The 16153-nt window shown below is 67.4% G+C and carries 16 protein-coding genes and 3 pseudogenes; 11 read left to right on the forward strand and 8 right to left on the reverse strand.

The genetic code is table 11. From position 1 onward, the window contains the following. Positions 1 to 37: 37 nt before the first annotated feature. The 3 genes from DL519_RS42405 to DL519_RS42415 all read left to right on the forward strand — a co-directional run bounded on the left by DL519_RS42405 (position 38) and on the right by DL519_RS42415 (position 3426). Positions 38 to 904 (forward strand): DUF5753 domain-containing protein, encoded by an 867-nt coding sequence (locus tag DL519_RS42405; RefSeq protein WP_397545026.1) that lies wholly within the window; start codon positions 38 to 40, stop codon positions 902 to 904. Continuing rightward, positions 901 to 2052, forward strand: a complete 1152-nt coding sequence (gene ltrA / locus DL519_RS42410; protein ID WP_397545027.1) for a group II intron reverse transcriptase/maturase — start codon at positions 901 to 903, stop codon at positions 2050 to 2052. Before DL519_RS42405 ends, ltrA begins: the two co-directional genes overlap by 4 nt. Before the next feature lie 150 nt (positions 2053 to 2202). Then, positions 2203 to 3426 (forward strand): metal-dependent hydrolase family protein, encoded by a 1224-nt coding sequence (locus tag DL519_RS42415; protein WP_190823389.1) that lies wholly within the window; start codon positions 2203 to 2205, stop codon positions 3424 to 3426. A gap of 35 nt (positions 3427 to 3461) precedes the next feature. Here the strand turns inward: DL519_RS42415 and DL519_RS47910 are convergent, their stop codons facing one another. Genes DL519_RS47910 through DL519_RS50780 form a run of 3 tightly spaced genes read right to left on the reverse strand, consistent with a single transcriptional unit; the run spans position 3462 to position 5326 of the window. Beyond that, positions 3462 to 4073 (reverse strand): PucR family transcriptional regulator, encoded by a 612-nt coding sequence (locus DL519_RS47910; RefSeq protein ID WP_223840115.1) that lies wholly within the window; start codon positions 4071 to 4073, stop codon positions 3462 to 3464. Continuing rightward, positions 4052 to 4699 (reverse strand): hypothetical protein, encoded by a 648-nt coding sequence (locus tag DL519_RS47915; protein WP_223840116.1) that lies wholly within the window; start codon positions 4697 to 4699, stop codon positions 4052 to 4054. The genes DL519_RS47910 and DL519_RS47915 overlap by 22 nt, the downstream gene beginning before the upstream one ends. 54 nt (positions 4700 to 4753) lie before the next feature. Then, the gene (locus DL519_RS50780) at positions 4754 to 5326 is read right to left on the reverse strand and encodes a hypothetical protein (RefSeq protein WP_190823391.1); all 573 of its coding nucleotides are present in this window, start codon (positions 5324 to 5326) and stop codon (positions 4754 to 4756) included. A gap of 68 nt (positions 5327 to 5394) precedes the next feature. Here DL519_RS50780 and DL519_RS42430 point away from each other — a divergent pair, with 68 nt between their 5' ends. The 6 genes and pseudogenes from DL519_RS42430 (at position 5395) to DL519_RS42450 (ending at position 10568) form a co-directional block, all read left to right on the forward strand. Further along, positions 5395 to 5565 carry a hypothetical protein gene (locus tag DL519_RS42430; protein WP_190823392.1) on the forward strand — a complete coding sequence of 57 codons (171 nt, stop codon included), beginning with the start codon at positions 5395 to 5397 and terminating at the stop codon, positions 5563 to 5565. A 174-nt stretch (positions 5566 to 5739) separates the two neighbouring features. Then, positions 5740 to 7041: an NAD(P)/FAD-dependent oxidoreductase gene (locus DL519_RS42435; RefSeq protein WP_190823395.1), complete on the forward strand. Its 1302-nt coding sequence runs from the start codon at positions 5740 to 5742 to the stop codon at positions 7039 to 7041. 429 nt (positions 7042 to 7470) lie between these two features. Beyond that, complete coding sequence (locus tag DL519_RS42440; RefSeq protein ID WP_190823397.1) at positions 7471 to 8346, forward strand: alpha/beta hydrolase; 876 nt, start codon at positions 7471 to 7473, stop codon at positions 8344 to 8346. 156 nt (positions 8347 to 8502) lie between these two features. Continuing rightward, positions 8503 to 8919, forward strand: a pseudogene (locus DL519_RS50785) (transposase); the annotation flags it as partial. Between the two features lies 1 nt (position 8920). Continuing rightward, the gene (locus tag DL519_RS47925; RefSeq protein ID WP_223840117.1) at positions 8921 to 10198 is read left to right on the forward strand and encodes a hypothetical protein; all 1278 of its coding nucleotides are present in this window, start codon (positions 8921 to 8923) and stop codon (positions 10196 to 10198) included. Position 10199: 1 nt separating this feature from the next. Continuing rightward, on the forward strand, positions 10200 to 10568 hold the full coding sequence (locus DL519_RS42450; RefSeq protein WP_190823399.1) for a DUF742 domain-containing protein: 369 nt from the start codon (positions 10200 to 10202) through the stop codon (positions 10566 to 10568). A gap of 139 nt (positions 10569 to 10707) precedes the next feature. Here DL519_RS42450 and DL519_RS42455 read toward each other — a convergent pair whose 3' ends face one another. Both DL519_RS42455 and DL519_RS42460 read right to left on the reverse strand, forming a co-directional pair. Further along, entirely contained in the window at positions 10708 to 11088 is a 381-nt protein-coding gene (locus DL519_RS42455) for a hypothetical protein (protein ID WP_190823401.1), read from the reverse strand. A 4-nt stretch (positions 11089 to 11092) separates the two neighbouring features. Beyond that, complete coding sequence (locus DL519_RS42460) at positions 11093 to 11812, reverse strand: Mut7-C RNAse domain-containing protein (protein WP_190823403.1); 720 nt, start codon at positions 11810 to 11812, stop codon at positions 11093 to 11095. 842 nt (positions 11813 to 12654) lie between these two features. Between DL519_RS42460 and DL519_RS42465 the strand changes: the two genes are divergently transcribed. Beyond that, complete coding sequence (locus DL519_RS42465; RefSeq protein WP_223840118.1) at positions 12655 to 13053, forward strand: zinc ribbon domain-containing protein; 399 nt, start codon at positions 12655 to 12657, stop codon at positions 13051 to 13053. A 100-nt stretch (positions 13054 to 13153) separates the two neighbouring features. Here DL519_RS42465 and DL519_RS42470 read toward each other — a convergent pair. Continuing rightward, positions 13154 to 13992 (reverse strand): annotated as a pseudogene (locus tag DL519_RS42470) (IS5 family transposase). 93 nt (positions 13993 to 14085) lie between these two features. Between DL519_RS42470 and DL519_RS50620 the strand changes: the two are divergent. Beyond that, positions 14086 to 14271: pseudogene (locus DL519_RS50620) on the forward strand (hypothetical protein); the annotation flags it as partial. Positions 14272 to 14436: 165 nt separating this feature from the next. Here the strand turns inward: DL519_RS50620 and DL519_RS42480 are convergent. Both DL519_RS42480 and DL519_RS42485 read right to left on the reverse strand, forming a co-directional pair. Further along, the gene (locus DL519_RS42480; protein WP_190823411.1) at positions 14437 to 15582 is read right to left on the reverse strand and encodes a cation:proton antiporter; all 1146 of its coding nucleotides are present in this window, start codon (positions 15580 to 15582) and stop codon (positions 14437 to 14439) included. Positions 15583 to 15588: 6 nt separating this feature from the next. Beyond that, on the reverse strand, positions 15589 to 16068 hold the full coding sequence (locus DL519_RS42485) for a cation:proton antiporter regulatory subunit (RefSeq protein WP_190823412.1): 480 nt from the start codon (positions 16066 to 16068) through the stop codon (positions 15589 to 15591). Positions 16069 to 16153: the final 85 nt, after the last annotated feature.

Here is a 16153-nt window from a genome sequence, read left to right on the forward strand (position 1 = left end):
ACCTGAGCAAGTCGCCCAGATTCTCACGGCACTCGGCGTGGTCGGGGAGCGATACGAGGAGATCGTCGGCCTTGCCTACGACACCGACGCTCCGCAGTGGGTGGCTACGCGGTTGCCGGACCAGAAGCAACAGCTGTCTGCCCTGGTCGATTACGAACAGAATGCCTCGGAGATCATCGAGGTAGCTCCGCTGCTGATCCCAGGATTGTTGCAGACAGGCAGCTACGTTCGGGCGATCATGTCCGGCGGTGGCGTTCCGTCCGGCGAGATCGCGACGCGAGCGGCGATCAGGATTGGCCGAAAGGACGTCATCCTCCGCAACGAACCGGCTCGCCTGCGTGCATTGGTGGGCGAAGGCGCACTGCGGCAAGTGGTCGGCGATCGCGACACGATGATCGAGCAACTCCGACACCTGAGCGACATGAGCGAGAGGCCGAACATCGACTTGCGGATCGTGCCCTACAGGAGCGGCTGGAACCCGTCTCTGGAGGGTGGATTTCTGCTGATCAAGCAAGAGAAACTTGATCCTGTGGTGGCTTTGGAGAACAGGCGGTCCGGGTTGTTCCTGCACGAGTACGACGACGTGACCGTGTACGAGCAGGCTGTGGAAAAGATAACTCAGGTCGCCTTGAACCCGACGGCCCCTGCGAAGCCGCCGAACAAGACTTCGGTCGCGGAGGTGGTGGAGGAAAGGGGGCTGGCCAAGGGGAACACGGCCAGGCTGACACGTCCCGGACACAGGGCCGGGCCAGGCGTGCCACACGGGCTGGATCGTGTGCGTGAAGTAGCTCGAAGGGACAAGGAAGCGCGGTTCACCGCGCTGCTGCACCACGTCGACCTGAATCGTCTTCGGGCGGCCTCTGGGCGATTCGCCCACAGGCCGCGCCGGGAGTGGACGGTGTGAGGTGGGAGGACTATGGGCAGGAGTTGGAGGCCAACCTCCGGGACCTGCTCGTGCGGGTTCACAGCGGCGCTTACCGGGCGAGTCCGTCGCGGCGCGTATACATCCCGAAGGCGGATGGGCGGCAACGGCCGTTGGGCATCGCCACGTTGGAGGACAAGATCCTCCAACGGGCCGTTGTCGAGGTGCTGGGCGCCGTCTACGAGGTGGACTTCCTGGGTTTTTCTTATGGGTTCCGGCCAGGACGCGGCCCGCATTACGCGTTGGACGCGCTCTCGGTCGGGATTTCGCGGAAGAAGGTGAACTGGGTGCTCGACGCGGATATCCGCGAGTTCTTCACCAATCTTGATCATCATTGGCTGGTGAAGTTCTTGGAGCACCGGATTGCGGATCAGCGGGTCCTGCGTCTGATCGGCAAGTGGTTGAGCGCAGGGGTCATCGAGAACGGGGAACTGTCGGAGACCTCGGAGGGAGCACCGCAAGGGGCATCGGCATCGCCGCTGCTCGCGAACGTCTACCTCCATTACGTCTTCGACTTGTGGGCCCAGTGGTGGAGGAGCCGCTATGCGCGCGGTGACATGATCATTGTGCGTTTCGCGGACGACTTCGTCGCGGGATTCGAGTATCAGGAGGACGCGCAGCGTTTCCTTGCTGGTCTTCGCGAGCGGTTCGCGAAGTTTGGTTTGGAGCTGCACCCCGACAAAACCCGGTTGATCGAGTTCGGTCGGCACGCCGCCCGAGCCCGAGCGGCGCGGGGTGTCGGGAAGCCCGAGACGTTCGATTTCCTTGGATTCACGCACATCTGCGGTAAAACGAGGACCGGGCGGTTCTGGGTGAAGCGTAAGACCATCTCGAAACGGATGCGGGCGAACCTGGCTGAGGTCAAAGACCAGCTCAAGCGCGAGCAGGAGCGCAAGGGTGTGCCCCTCCTCGCCACGCTGGAGCAGTTCCTGTCCGCAGGACGCCGCCCCCGTGCGGCGGCCAATGCGCTCGGCATCCACGTCAACACCCTCTACCAGCGCCTGACCACGATCGACTCGTTGCTCGGCCCGCACTGGCGCGACGGTGAAAGAGCGCTCGAACTGCACCTCGTCCTTCACCTCGGGCAGGGCTCCCGGCTGCTCGATCAGGGCGTACCGCGAACGCCCTGACGCACGCTCCCGCAGCAGCCGTCGATGGTGAGGGTCGCCAATGTACTGACTCGAACCACTCGACAGGAATCGATGGTCCATCGGTCACAGTGCGGAGCTGCGACCGTTCGACCGCCACCGCCGCGGTGACAGCGAAAGGCACTTTCAATCATGCGACTCGCAGGAGCGACCGTCGTCGACGGAACCGGGAACGGGCCCGTCGAGGGTCTGGCCGTCGATGTGAAGGACGGCCGGATCGTCGAACAGCCGGCCGAACCCGCTTCGCGCTCTGACGTCGTCGACTGTGGCGGCCTCACGATCGTTCCGGGGCTGATCGACGCACACGTCCATCTCGGTCTCTCCAGCCACATCGACGATGCGCTCGCGTACCGGATATCGGTGGCGGAGCTGGCTGCCGACATGTTCGACAACTGTCGTCGGACGCTCCACGCCGGATTCACCACGGTCCGCGACACCGGGGGGATCGACTCGGGGCTGGCGGGAGTGGTGGCGAGCGGCAAGATCCCGGGCCCGCACATCATCCACTGCGGACCGGTGCTCTGCCAGACCGCGGGTCACGGATACCAGGGGGCGGAATGGGAACCGACCTCGCTGTGGCACCAGCACGACATTCTCGGGCTGCGGTTCGTCTCGCTCCCCGGTGACGGCCCCGACGAGGTCCGCAAGAACGCCCGTGAGGCATTCGGCCGAGGGGCGAGCTTCCTCAAGATGTGTGTGACGGGTGGCGTCGTCTCACGCCACGACAAGCTGAGTGACACCCAGTTCACGGTCGAGGAGATCGCCGCGGCTGTCGCCGAGGCCGACGCACGCGGCACCTACGTGACGGTGCACGCCCACAACAACGCGGGCATCCGCAACGCGGTCGCCGCGGGCGTCCGGTGCATCGAACACGGAACCCTGATCGACACCGAGACGGCCGCCCTGCTCGCAGAGCACGACGTCGCGCTCGTCCCCACCCTGTCCGTCGTGCGCCAGCTGACGGCAAGCACCACTGACGCAGGCCTGCCGGACTCCATGAGAGAGCGGCTCGACGGCGTGTATCAGGGAATGGTGAACGCCGTCGAGATGGCGCGCCGCGCGGGTGTCCGGGTGGGGCTCGGCACAGATCTGATCGGTCCGAATCAGGACCGGCGCGGACTCGAGCTCCTCATCCGAGCCCAGATCGAGAGCCCTCAGCTGGCACTCGAAGCGGCGACGAGGGTGAACGCCGAGATCCTCGGGATCGCCGACGAGGTCGGAACGATCGAACCGGGGAAGCGCGCCGACCTGGTGGCCTTCTCCGGGAACCCGCTGGAAGAGCCCGCGTTGTTCGAGGATCCCGATGCGGTCGTCCTCGTCGTCCAGAACGGGAAGATCGTGAAGGACCTGCGCTGACATCCGCCGGGGCCCGCCACGTCGGACCCGGTCGGTCAGAGCGGCTCGCTGCCGACCGGCGACTCGTAGGCGGCCGCGAGCGCCCGCAGCTTCAGTCCCAGGTGCAGGGTCAGCCGGTCGTCACCATTGTCGAAATGGTGGTCGGTGATCTTCTCGATGCGTCTGAGCCGGTGGTACAGCGTCGCCCGATGGATGCACAGCCGACTCGCGGTGCGCCGGATGTCGCAGGCGTTGTCGAAGAACGCGGTGAGGGTCGTGACGAGGACCTGCTGGCTGTCCGCGGCTTCGAGAGCCTCCAACGCCGGTACCCGGGCGGCACGCACCATCTCGTCGCCCGGGAGGCGCAGGAGGATGTCGTAGGCACCCAGGCGTCCCCATCTGGCCACCTCCCCCAGGGAGGGCACCAGCAGCGCCGCGCGCGCAGCGACGAAGGCCTGCCGATGGGCACGGACGATCTGGCTAAGTTCATCGACGGCGTCGCTGACACCGAGGACGAATCGGGTGTCGCGCCCGCTCAGCTGTCGGAACCGGGAGATCATGGTCCGCGTGAGGGAGTCGATCTGCCGCGGAGCCGAGTCCTCCGTGACGGCGAGCAGCAACCAGGCCCGGGAGCGGTTCGCCACCATCAGTCCGGTGCCGTCGGGCAAGTCAGCAGCCCCTCCTCCACCGCCGCCTCGACAGCCACATCGTCCGACCTCGCGGCCGTGCCCGCGGGACCTCGCTGCGCTGCGACGACCTGGTAGCGCGTCGCCTGCTCGACGAACAGCTGCTCGGCACGCAGATCATCGACGGCCTGCCTCCTGAGCTCGTCGTCCGAAGTGACAAGGTCGCGGAGAATCGTCTCGCGTCGGACGTTCGTCCGTTCGCGCAGCAACAGACGTTTGTAGAGCACCACGCCCGCGCGCGACGCGGTCTCGTCCGCCATCTCGATCTCGGCCTCGGTCAGCGGGTTCACATCGTCGTCGATGAGCCAAAGGAAGCCGAGCAGCAGACTGTTGCACCGTACGGGGGCACAGAGTCGCCTCCCGAACCCCGGCACGTCGAGCTCTGCCCTGCCCGGTGTGGTCCACGCGCCGATGCCGAGGGCCAGGAGCGGGCGGGTCACCTCGTCGGGGACCGCGCGGTTCAGGACGGAGGTGATCCGCATCGGGTCCTCGTCTCCGAAGTGCCGGCTGGCGGCGAGGAGCCGGATCGCGGGATCATCGATTGCTACCGAACGCCCGAGCCGTCCGGCCAGGTCGTCGACGAGCAATTGCAGGTCCTCGTCGGGCATGCGAACTCCTCTGGGCACTTCTCCGGCGCCGGGCGATCACCGGGCGACGAAGACTCAACCGGTACGGCGCACCGCATCGTGGGCGTGACCGAGCGCCCGGCCGTATTCGTACCGTACCGAGCCCGCGGACGACAGCAGGCCGGGCCGCCGACAATCACGTGTGTCTGTGAAGGTTCTTTCAGGCCACGGCAAGGAAGGCCGCGCCGAGCGCTTCGTGCCGGGCGACCTCGTACCCGTCCTTGTAGGCCATGCGCTTGAACGGGTGCCGGGCGACGGCTTCGGACAGCACGGTGCTGTCGGGGACGCGGCGGCCTCACGGCTGCGGACCTGCTCGACGAAGGCACTGAACTCGCTCGCGTAGCGCTCGTCCTGGTATGCGGTGGGCTCGGCGGCGCGATGCACGACCAGCCCGTCGAGGTCGGCGGGCCCGTTCTCACGGACGGCCTCGGTCCCGTCTGGCCGGGCGAGGATCCCGCGGCCGTCGCGGAACGCGGCGAGGTTGCTGTCGACCCGGGCTCCGTTCAGCCGGATCGCCTGCTCGACGACCGAGGCCGGCAGCGCAATGCCACCGGCCTGGAAGACCGCACCCACCAGCAGCATGTTGGCGAACTGCTCGTCGCCGAACAACTGCCAGTGCGACCTGGTCGGCGGCGAGGAAGTGCGCCTGTGCGACCCGGCCGTCGGGCGCGGAGCGGATGTTGCTCTGCTCCGGGAAGCCGACCCGTCAGGTGGTCGCCGTCGACGCCGACGACCTGTACCTCGTGAGCCAGGACGTTCTCGGCTGTTCGGAAATCCGCTGGACCCGCACGGCGCTCCTCGTACGAAACCTGATCCCATACCGGACCACGGCACTGCTGCGAGGCTAAGGCGTCTGCGGCCGCGACGGATGTCGCGTGATGCCAGCACGACGTTCGTCAGCCTGCCGATGTTTTTGCGCCGATCACGACGGACACTGATCCAGACACCCGTCCTGGATCGTCTGCAGTGGCCGTCAGAGCCCGCCGCGACAACATCACAACGCTTGAGAAGAAGGTGGGCTTATGAAGTCGGAGGTCGTCATCATCGGAGCCGGCGTCGTCGGCTCCTCGATCGCTCTGGACCTGGCCCGCGGAGGGTACAGCGTCGTCGTCGTCGACAAGGCGGGCGGCGTGGGGCACGGATCCACCAGCGCGTCCAGCGCAGTGGTCCGCTTCAACTTTTCGACGTGGGCAGGGGTGTCCGCCGCATGGGAGGCGAAATCCGCGTGGGACAGGTGGGGTGATCACCTCGGAGGTGACGATCCCGCGGGGATGGCACGCTACGTCCGCACCGGCCTCGCGGTCCTCGATGTCGATGTCGTTCCGCGGAGCACCTACATTCCGCTCTTCGACGAAGCCGGGATCCCCTACGAGGAGTGGGATGCCGCCACCCTGGCGAAGCGGGTTCCCGGCATCGACAACGGTCGCTACTGGCCGCCCAGGAGGATCGACGACGAACGGTTCTGGGACGAGGCCCAGGCGCAACTCGGTGCAGTGTTTACGCCCGATGCCGGGTACGTGTCCGATCCACAGCTCGCCGCGCAGAACCTCGCTACCGCGGCTCGGCGCCACGGCGCTGAATTTCTCCTGCGCCGAGCCGTGACCGCCATCGAGCGTCAGCATGACCGGCCGTCGGCGGTTCGGCTCGACGACGGCACTCGGATCTCCTGCACCATCGTGGTCAACGCGGCGGGGCCCTGGTCCGCGAAGATCAACGAGCTCGCAGGGGTAGGGTCCGACTTCACAGTGAGAACCCAACCGATGCGTCAGGAGGTCGCACACGTTGCGGCACCTGGCGGCTACAACGCGGCCGGCGGTGCCGGTATCTGCCTCGCCGACATGGATCTCGGGATCTATGTCCGGGGGGAGACCGGTGACGGGATGCTCGTCGGGGGCACCGAACCGGAATGCGACCCATTCGGCTGGTTGGACTCGCCCGACGATGCTGGCCCCACGCCGACGATGGCGGTGTTCCAGGCCCAGGTGACCCGCGCCGCCCGGCGCCTCCCCGATCTCGGGGTGCCGAACCGGGCTCGGGGCGTCGTCGGGGTCTACGACGTCGCCGACGACTGGACCCCGATCTATGACCGGACCGAGCTTCCCGGCTACTACGTCGCGATCGGCACCAGCGGAAACCAGTTCAAAAACGCGCCTGTTATTGGACAGTTCATGAGAACGATCATCGACCAGGTCGAGAACGGCGCCGACCACGACACCACGCCTCTCCGATTCACCGCACCGTACACCGGCGCCACGATCGACCTCGGAGCATTTTCGCGGCAGCGCCCTGTCAACTCGAATAGCTCGGGAACCGTGATGGGCTAAAGGTGGTTCGATTACATTGGGTGAGGCAACTGGACTGGACAGGTGTAAGCGGCGAGGCTGCACGACAGTCGAGCAGCAACTCCAGATGAATCCGCACCGGGGCACGAACCCGAACTCAGCACTGGGTGCGGTGATCATAAGGGTTGTCGCGACGGGGAGTTTCGCCGGCACGGAACCTACGAGGCTCGACCGGAGTCCGAAGTGTCAAGTCAGTAGAGTGTGGTGCACGCCGAGCCACTGGAGTCGCCGATGCAAGTTCTCGTGTCAGCCACCAACGTCAACGTCGAAATCATCGGTGTCGAAGAGACCGCCGGAATTATCTGCATCGGAAATGGAGGCTGGCGTGGTCGGACAGCGGCGAGACCCACTCCAAGGCGCCGTCGTGCTCGCCGATCCGAATATGGCATTGCCGTCACGAAAGGACACTAGATGAGCAGCATGCTGCACGGTTGCCTCACCGACACAGACTACTTCGAGCTCACGGCGTTGTCCGGACGCCGCTACGGCGTCTGGGTGACCACGCCCCCCGGATATGCGGACACTGCAGACCCCTTGCCTCTTATCTATGTGTTGGACGGCAACTTCTCCGTAGGTCTCACCGCGCCCCTCATTGTGACTCAGGCAGACCCGTATCTGAAGGTCGCCCCTTACATCCAGATCAGTGTCGGCTACGCGGGCGAAGAGGCTGCGGACTGGGAGAGGATTCGTAATCGCGACCTCGTGCCACCAGGAGAATCCGTCAGCGAGATTATGGTGTCCACACTTGCGGCAGCTCGCGACACGGGTGCGATGTCTCAGGAGCAGATGGACGCCTACCTCGTTGAGCTCGCAGACACCCGCGCGGACATCTTTCTCGATTTCCTGACCAACGAGCTTCACCCTCACCTGCAGTCGCGGCTACGTGTCAGCGAATCCGGACATGGGCTCTTCGGCTACTCCTACGGAGGACTCTTCGCTCTCTATGCATGGCTGCGCGATGCGGCTCCGTTCTCCACCTTTGGTGCAGGCAGTCCCGGCGTCATAGCAACGGATAGCCAGATATTCAATCTGATCGACGCCTTGCCAGGGCGCCGCACAGACTCGATCGCTTCGCGACTGCACCTCACGCTGAATGAAGCCGAACTGCTCGGAACTATCTCGATATATCGCAGATTGGCGCAAAATGTGCTTACTGTCGTCGACCGTCTACAGGACAAAGGGCGATCGCTAGATGTTTCTAGCGCACTGTTGCGCGAGACACACGTTACCGGATTGCAGGCATCATTTCTGGACTATCTGAAAGGGTGCCATTCGCGGCAGGAGTAGACTTTGGTGACTCTTCCGGAACGGAGTGCGGGTGAGCCCCGGCTCCTCATGAGTGGTCCGGCGTGTCGGGGTCTGGATAGACGAAAGTGCCTCGCTACCAGGGGAAACTGTGCTTGCTGAGGGTGCAGGATCATCTGATGGGGAGGCACTTTCGAGGTGCAGACTACAACGACCAGACCGAGAGTCACCGCAACCGCTGATGGCGAGGGCGTGGTGTGACATGCTGGGTCGCGGCTGCTCGCCGACGTCGCCGATCGGGCCACGCTGACCGCGCAGTTCGCCGAGGAGCTGGGCGGGCTGCGCAGGCCTCGTGCCCGCCATGATCCGGGACGGATCCTGGTCGACATGGCGGTCGCGGTCGCCGACGGCGCGACCACGATCTCCGATGTCGCGGTGCTGGCCGATCAGGCCGTGCTGTTCGGGGCAGTCGCGTCGGACTCGACATGCTGGCGACTGCTCGACCAACTTGACACCGCGCAGCTGGGCGCGGTCGCGCGGGCGCGGGCCGCGACCCGGGACGTCGTCTGGGCACAGCGCGCCGAACTCACCGGAGCGCCGTTCCCGCCTGCTCGTGATGGCAGCGATCGCCGAGATCCCGCTGTACGGCCAGGTCCAGCAGGACCGGATCGCCGAGGTGCGGATCGCCCGGGAAGCGCACGGCGATCTGCGACATATGCTGGCGGAGCTCCTCGACAATGCCACGGGCGCCTCCGACCCGGACGGTGAGCCGGTTCTGGTCCGCGCCGCGATGGTCCCGGCCGGTTTGATGATCCGGATTCGTGATGCTGGTCTGGCGCCGGCCGCCGAGGACTTCGCCCGGCACAACGCCGTGCTGACGGACCGGGTTGACCTCCGGGAAGCGCTCGCCGATGGGCGCTATGGCCTGGCGGCGGTGTCGACCATCGCGGGCCGGCGCGGATTCACGGTGCGGCTGGAGCCCAACTTGCTCGGCGGCACGGACGCGACCGTCGTGGTCCCCCGCCGGTGGCTGGTCACCGACACTGACACCCCCGTCCGCGCCACCCCGGCCCCGCGCCACGCCAGCGACGGCGGGGACGAGGCCCCCAGCACTGGCTGCCGCACCGGATCGCCGGTGACCTCGCGGCCGAAACGGCGCTGCCGCAGCGAACGCGGCGTGCCGCACCCCCAGCCCCGGCCGTCTCCCCAGCGCATCCTCCGCCGCCCGCACCGCCGTCGCCGGGCCCGGACGGGCGGCGGCCGTTGCCACGGCGGCAGCCGGGACGTGTGCTCGGCGCGGTGCCGACCGTGCCCCGGCCCACGCCGCCTCCGGCCTCCTCTGGTGGGGCGGGTACCGCGTTTGATCCGGCCGAGATCGGCGAAATCGCGGACCTGCTCGGCGGCCAGTCCCCGGCCACAACGCCCGCACCACTTCCGTCTTCGTTTCCCGCGCAGGAGCAGCCATGACGACCACACCGAATCGCGACCTTTGACGTTCAAGCTGACCGGTCTGCTGAACCAGACGCCGGGGGTGATCGCGGTCGTGCACGCCTCGACCGACGGGATCGCCCGGCACTACGCCGGCGTCTCCCAAGAGGCCGCCGAACGCATGGCCGCGTCGGCCAGCCCGATCCGGGCCGCAGCGGTCAGTGTCCCGGCCCAGGCCGTGCCCGGCGTGGCGGGCGCCGCGCTGGACTACTTCCTCTTCGAAACCGCCCCTACCTCCGATGCTCCGGGCACGTTCACGATGCTCACTCAGCCCGCACAGGGCGCGCTGCTGGTAGCGGTGGCCGACGACCGCTGCACCAAGCCAGTGCTGGCGCAGGCGATGGCCAATCTCGGCAAATCCGTCGCGTCGTACTGGGCGACCCAGGCACGCACCTCGGTGAACTGACATGCCAGGCGGGGCATTCGACGACGACTTTGAATCCGAGCTGCTCGTGCGCCCGTTCGTGGTGACACGGGGCCGCGCGGCCACCTCCCCGGGGCTGCGGGTCGATTCCACCGTGCTGGCCACCGGCCGCGTCCTGCCCAGCGACATCCAGGCCGACCATGCCCGCGCGCTGGAGCTGTGCCAGCGTCCACGGTCGGTGGCCGAGGTCGCCGCGCACATGCGCCTGCCCGTGCAGATCGTGAAGGTCCTGGTCTCGGATCTGCTCACGCACGCCGCGTTGACCGTCCGCGCCGCCGGCCCCGTCGACCGTGCCGAGGCACCTGACCGTGAATTCCTGGAGGTGGTCCTGCATGGTCTGCGCGCCCTGTGAGGAGCCGGTGCTGCCCGAGACCAGGAAGCTGGTGATCGCGGGCGGATTCGGCGTCGGCAAGACCACGTTCGTCGGCGCGGTCTCGGAGATCAGACCGTTGACCACCGAGGAATCGACGTCGCGGTCTTCCTGCGGGCGGTCAAGGCTGGTCGCTTCGAACGCTGACCGCACCCCGTTCGGCCGAGAGGTGAACGGCACCTCTTGCCGACTTGCTCGGCGAGAGGTGCCCTTCACCTCGTCTCGGCGCCGGTCCCGGGTGCTGGGGGTCCGCAACTTCAATGGAAATCAGAGCTTCGATTTCAATGGAAGTTGCGGATGACCGCGTTGCCCGCGAGGAGCTGCACAGCACCTGCCGCTTGCAGGGCGCGCCTTCGACGTCCTGCGCGAGCATCTGCTCCGCGGTGTCGAGGTACCAGCGGACGCCGTCCAGGCAGCGGTCCACATCGGCGCACGCGGCCTTCCACGGCGTGCCGATCTCCCAGGCGAGCAGCAGCGTCAGGTCGTCGCGGAGCAGGGTCATCGCCTCAACCGCCGGGGTGCGCGGCGCGGGCGGACCGGATGATCGCGTCGATCCGCCGGGAGTGCGCGCCTCGCCAGTACACCTGCGCGCAGTCCTCGCAGCGCGCGTAGTCGTCGTAGTGGCGGCGAGTTCCCGGCTCGATTTCCGCTTGGACGTCCTCTTTGGACACCGGGCGCAGGACGCCGTTGCAGGCCGTGCAGCGGGTCCACGGCTCGAGGGGAGGCGCGAACCGGCCGATGACGTCGACCATCTGCCGCGCTGGGTCTGCACCCCGCACGTAGGCCCCCGCCCGCAGTACCCGGCGGCGCAGGATGCCGCGGTCCTGGGTCAGCAGCACCCGCCGCTCCCGTTCGGCCTGCTGGATCAGCTCGTCGTCGGTGGCATCGTTGCGATAGGCGGTGTCGATGCCCAGCAGCCGCAGCCGCCGGGCCAACTTCCCGAGGTGCACGTCCAGCACGAACCGCGGTGGCGACGACTGCGGCCGGTCGACGGGCCGGATGTCGATCGCCGCACCGGGATGCGGTTGCAGAGAGGGTGTTGCAGGCGAGCCGTCGACCAGGAAGCGGCCCACCTCGGTCAGTGGAACGCCCAGCGACTCGGTGATGTGCCCGACCGTCGCGGTGCCGTCGTAGGGCAGGTCGAGGCGCGCCACCCGATGCCGTGGAGCGGTGAAGAACCACAGCTCGGGATCGATGCGCACCCGCACGCTCGCTTCCGTTGCCACCTGTCCATGGTTGGCCGCCGCAGGAGATCCCGCTCGGTTTGGCCACCCCGCCGAACTACCGGACGCCCGCAGCAGCCGGATTCACGAACACCCCTCACGATTTCACCTCGAGCCAGAGGGCAAGGGACAAGCCCAGTTGGTCCAGGGCTGGCGCCTGTGAGCCAGATGGATGTGACCGCCATCCGCACAGGCGCCAGCAGCTGCAGGCTATGGGCAAGGACGTGGGATCCAAATGGCATGGATCACGTTTCAGGCCCCTACTTCCGTGGGCGACCACGTGTTCGCTGCCAGTGAGGAATGCTCTGCGGCGAGGTCGGGAGGGTGAGGGTGAGACCTGCGCCCCGGCACTGCGGGCAGAGGCGCTGGCCGCTGACGAACTCAGGGGAATTGCTTCCGCTGTAGTGGGCTTGAACGGCCTCGACTTCACGTTCGTCGTTGCAGTGGGCGCATTTGCCCGAGGCCAGCAGATGCTCGGCAGCGCTTCGGCCGCCCGGATCACTCGCATCCGCAGTTCGCGGAGGTGATCCGGTTCCTCGTCCGGTCGTGCGTGGCGTCCGGCGACCTCGGCTTCGACCAGTGCGGCTTCGTAGGCGCGCACGTCCTTTTCGGCGTCGTGTCCGACCTCGGTCCGCTCGGGTTGGCGCATGATCGTCGGCCGTTCGATCCTCCCGTCCCTTGGGTCAGCCGCCCATGGAGGCGGTAGACCGTCGTGACGATCGCGATGCACCAGAAGATCGCCAGCGGCAGCGTGCGGCGCGAATCGCGGACCTCCTCGCCCGCTGTGGAGACCGTGTCCATCCCGATGTCGGAGAAGAACACCATGGACGCGGCAGTAGGCCGATGTGCTGCTGGTTTCGGACCAGGCCAGGGTGGTTCTGGACCTGCCGCCGGTGGGCCTGCGACCCGGTGACCCGGCCGAACTCCTCGCGATCCGGGCGGCGGACCTGGACGAAGCGGTGGCCGCCACGCAATCGTCCTGGCCGTTCGCCCAGCTCGGGGACTACATCGCCTACAAAGCCCAGCGTGTAGGCGTTCCCGTGATCGAGGTGGACGCGCACTACACCTCGCAGCACTGCCCGCTGTGCGGTCACACCGAGCGGGCCAACAGGCCCAATCGGGACTTTTTCTCTTGTCGTCGGTGTGGTCTCGCTGGACCCGCTGACGTCGTCGCCGGGGTCAACGTGCGCGGCCGCGCACGCTCGGCGTGGGTATTTGTAAACATGCCCGATCCCACCGGCTAGGTGTGTATGCGACCCGTCTCATCACAGCCAGCGGCGAGACGGGAGCGCAAGCAAAGCCCCTACGGACCGAGCCGCTTAAAAGCTCGGTCCTTAAGGGTTCCTAACAAAGGATCTTGATGTGTCGGTAGCAGATGATGCAGGTGGCCAGTCCGAGGAAGGCTTCGTGGATGTCGTCGCGGCGTTCCCAGCGGATACGCAGGCGTCGCATGCCGTGGTACCACGCTATTGTTCGTTCGATGACCCACCTGATCGTGCCGAGTCCGGAGCCGTGCCCGGTTCCGCGTTCGGCGATCTGCGGGTCGATTCCCTTGTCGCGCAACTCGTTCCGGTGTTTTTCGGAGTCGTAGGCGCGGTCGGCGTAGAGGGCGTCGGGTCGGCGGCGGGGGCGCCCGCGCTTTCCTCGCACGGGCGGGATCTTTTCGACCAGTGGGAGGAGTTGGGTGACGTCATTGACGTTGCCGCCGGTCAGGCTGAATGCCGTCGGAATGCCGCCGCCCTCGGTGATCACGTGGTGCTTGGAGCCCGGCCGGGCACGGTCGACCGGGCTCGGGCCGCTTTTGGGCCGCGTCGCGCCGCCCGCACATGCGAGCTGTCGATCACCGCCCGAGACCAGTCCAGCTTCCCGGCCGCGTTCAGCTCGGCCAAAAGCTCCTCGTGCAGCCGCTGCCACACCCCGGCCTCGTTCCACTCCGCCAGGCGTCGCCAGCAGGTCATTCCGGATCCAAACCCCAGCTCCTGGGGCAGGAACTCCCACTGGATCCCGGTATGCAGCACGAACAGGATGCCCTGCAAGACCAGCCGGTCCGGCAGCCGCTTGCGGCCCAGCTTGGGCAGCGCGTTCTCCCAACGCGGCAACAACGGCTCAATTCGCTCCCAAAACTCATCCGGCACGATCCACGGCGGCTGCTCACCCTTCCTCACAAGTCCATGATCGACCACTAAGGATCTTCAGGCACTAGAAGTGATTATTTTGTTAGGAACTCTAAGGGCCGAGTTGTTTACCCGATCATCATCACGTCCGACCTGGACCGGTTGCTGAACTTCTACACGAAGCTGTTCGGCGCGGTCGAGAAGTACCGCATCCCCGACGGCGAGCCGGCGTTCTTCATCGGCTTGCAGATCGACGACACCGAGCTCGGCCTGGTGATCGACCGGGACGTCGAGGTGGGCACGACCGGGCGCGTGCTGCTGAGCTTCGACGTCAGCGACGTCGAGGCGCTGCTCGACCAGGTGGAAGCGCTCGGCGGCCGGGTCCAGGGCCCCGAACGACATGTCGTGGGGCCAGCGGGTCGCCCACATTTTCGACCCCGACGGCAACGCCGTGAACTTCACTTCCTCGTGAGTGGCAATTCCGGTTCTTACCGGCACGAACACTCACGAACCTCACGGGGATTGGCGGACCGGTGGGCTGAACCACCAGGTGATCAGCGGGCCAGCCACCGCCAGGACCAGGACGTAGCCGGTGGTCAGGGGGCCGAGGAGGGCGTCGTGGACGGTCACCAGGCTGACGATGATGATCGAGAACTCGCCGCGGACGATCAGCACGCTGCCCGCGCGCAACCGGCCCCGCCGCCCCGCCCCGGCACGGGCCGCCGCGTACCAGCCGGTGCCGATCTTGGTGAGTGCCGTCACGGCGGCCAGCGCGATCGCCACCGGCAGCACCGGCAGCAGCGAGGGCGGGGCCACGGAGATGCCGATCGCCAGGAAGAACGCCGCCGCGAACAGGTCGCGCAGCGGCGCGACCACCGAGCGCACCCGGTCGGCCAACGGGCCGGTCAGCGCCAGCCCAACCAGAAACGCCCCGACCGCCGCCGAAGTGCCGGCCAGCTCCGCGATCGCGGCCACCACCAGCGCCAACCCGACGATCCGCAGCAGCAGCTGCTCGGTGTCGCGGTCCTCGACCAGGTGCCCGACGCGGTGCCCCCAGCGCCGCGACGCGCCCAGCGCCAGCAGCAGGACACCCACCGCGACCGCGACGCTCGCCAGGCCGTGCAGCGCCGTGCCCCCGGTGGCCAGCACCGCCAGGATCGGCAGGTACACCGCCATCGCGAAGTCCTCCAGCAGCAGGATCGACAGCACCGCCGGGGTTTCCCGGTTGCCCAGCCGGTGCAGGTCGTCCAGCAGCCGGGACACGATCGTCGATGACGACACCCAGGTGATCCCGGCCAGCGCCACGATGCCGGTCACGTCCAGCCCGAGCAGCCAGCCCGCCAGCGCGCCCGGCGCGGCGTTGACCACCATGTCCAGCAGCCCGGACGGGACGTGCTGGCGCAGCGTCACGGTGAACTCCTCGATGGAGAACTCCAGGCCGAGGGTCAGCAGCAGGAGCACCACCCCGATCGACGCGCCGAGCTCCACGAAGTCGCGGGCCGCCGGCAGCGGCGCGATGCCGCCCTCGCCCACCGCCAGCCCCACCAGCAGGTACAGCGGGATCGGCGACACCCCGAAGCGCCGGGTCACCGCGCCGATCGCACCGAGCGCGATCAGGACGATCCCCAGTTCCAGCAGGAGGGCGATCGAGGTGTGCACGGCAGTTCATCCCGCCAGGATGCGTTCCACCCCGGTGATGCCCTGCTGCGTGCCGATCACCACGAGGATGTCCCCCGCCAGCAACCCCTGGCTCGGTGCGGGGGAGGCGATGACGTCCTCACCGCGCACGATCGCCACGATCGACGCGCCGGTGCGGGTGCGCGCGCGTGTTTCGCCGAGGGTGCGGCCGTCGAACGCCGAGCCCGCGGTCACCTCCACCTGACCGGCGTTTAGGCCCGGCACCTCGCGGGTCAGATCGGCGAAGCGCTCGGCGATCCGCGGGGCGCCCAGGATCTCGGTGACCGCGTCGGCCTCTTCCGCGCTGAGCCGGAACAGCATCCGGACATCGTCGGGATCATCGCCGGGGTAGGCGACGAAGTCGAAGTCGCCGCGCCGCCGAGCCACCACGCCGATGCGCTGGCCATCGGTGGTGGTGAACTCGTACCGCAGCCCGACCCCGGGCAGCAGAACTTCGGTGACGTCCATGCGCTCATCATCGCGCCGCCGCGTCGCACCCACCGGGTACGCGTCACGCGGTGACGCAGGTTGCTGCTGGCGGGCTCGCCGAGGT

It is taken from the genome of Saccharopolyspora pogona (genome assembly GCF_014697215.1).
In the GTDB taxonomy this organism is placed as follows: domain Bacteria; phylum Actinomycetota; class Actinomycetes; order Mycobacteriales; family Pseudonocardiaceae; genus Saccharopolyspora; species Saccharopolyspora hattusasensis.

Bases quoted from the DNA above. Each gene is read 5' to 3' on its own strand.
- DL519_RS42415 (WP_190823389.1), top strand. From the start codon at position 2,203: ATGCGACTCGCAGGAGCGACCGTCGTCGACGGAACCGGGAACGGGCCC.
- DL519_RS47915 (WP_223840116.1), bottom strand. From the start codon at position 4,699: ATGCCCGACGAGGACCTGCAATTGCTCGTCGACGACCTGGCCGGACGG.
- DL519_RS42430 (WP_190823392.1), top strand. From the start codon at position 5,395: ATGTTGCTCTGCTCCGGGAAGCCGACCCGTCAGGTGGTCGCCGTCGAC.
- DL519_RS42435 (WP_190823395.1), top strand. From the start codon at position 5,740: ATGAAGTCGGAGGTCGTCATCATCGGAGCCGGCGTCGTCGGCTCCTCG.
- DL519_RS42440 (WP_190823397.1), top strand. From the start codon at position 7,471: ATGAGCAGCATGCTGCACGGTTGCCTCACCGACACAGACTACTTCGAG.
- DL519_RS47925 (WP_223840117.1), top strand. From the start codon at position 8,921: ATGGCAGCGATCGCCGAGATCCCGCTGTACGGCCAGGTCCAGCAGGAC.
- DL519_RS42450 (WP_190823399.1), top strand. From the start codon at position 10,200: ATGCCAGGCGGGGCATTCGACGACGACTTTGAATCCGAGCTGCTCGTG.
- DL519_RS42455 (WP_190823401.1), bottom strand. From the start codon at position 11,088: ATGACCCTGCTCCGCGACGACCTGACGCTGCTGCTCGCCTGGGAGATC.
- DL519_RS42485 (WP_190823412.1), bottom strand. From the start codon at position 16,068: ATGGACGTCACCGAAGTTCTGCTGCCCGGGGTCGGGCTGCGGTACGAG.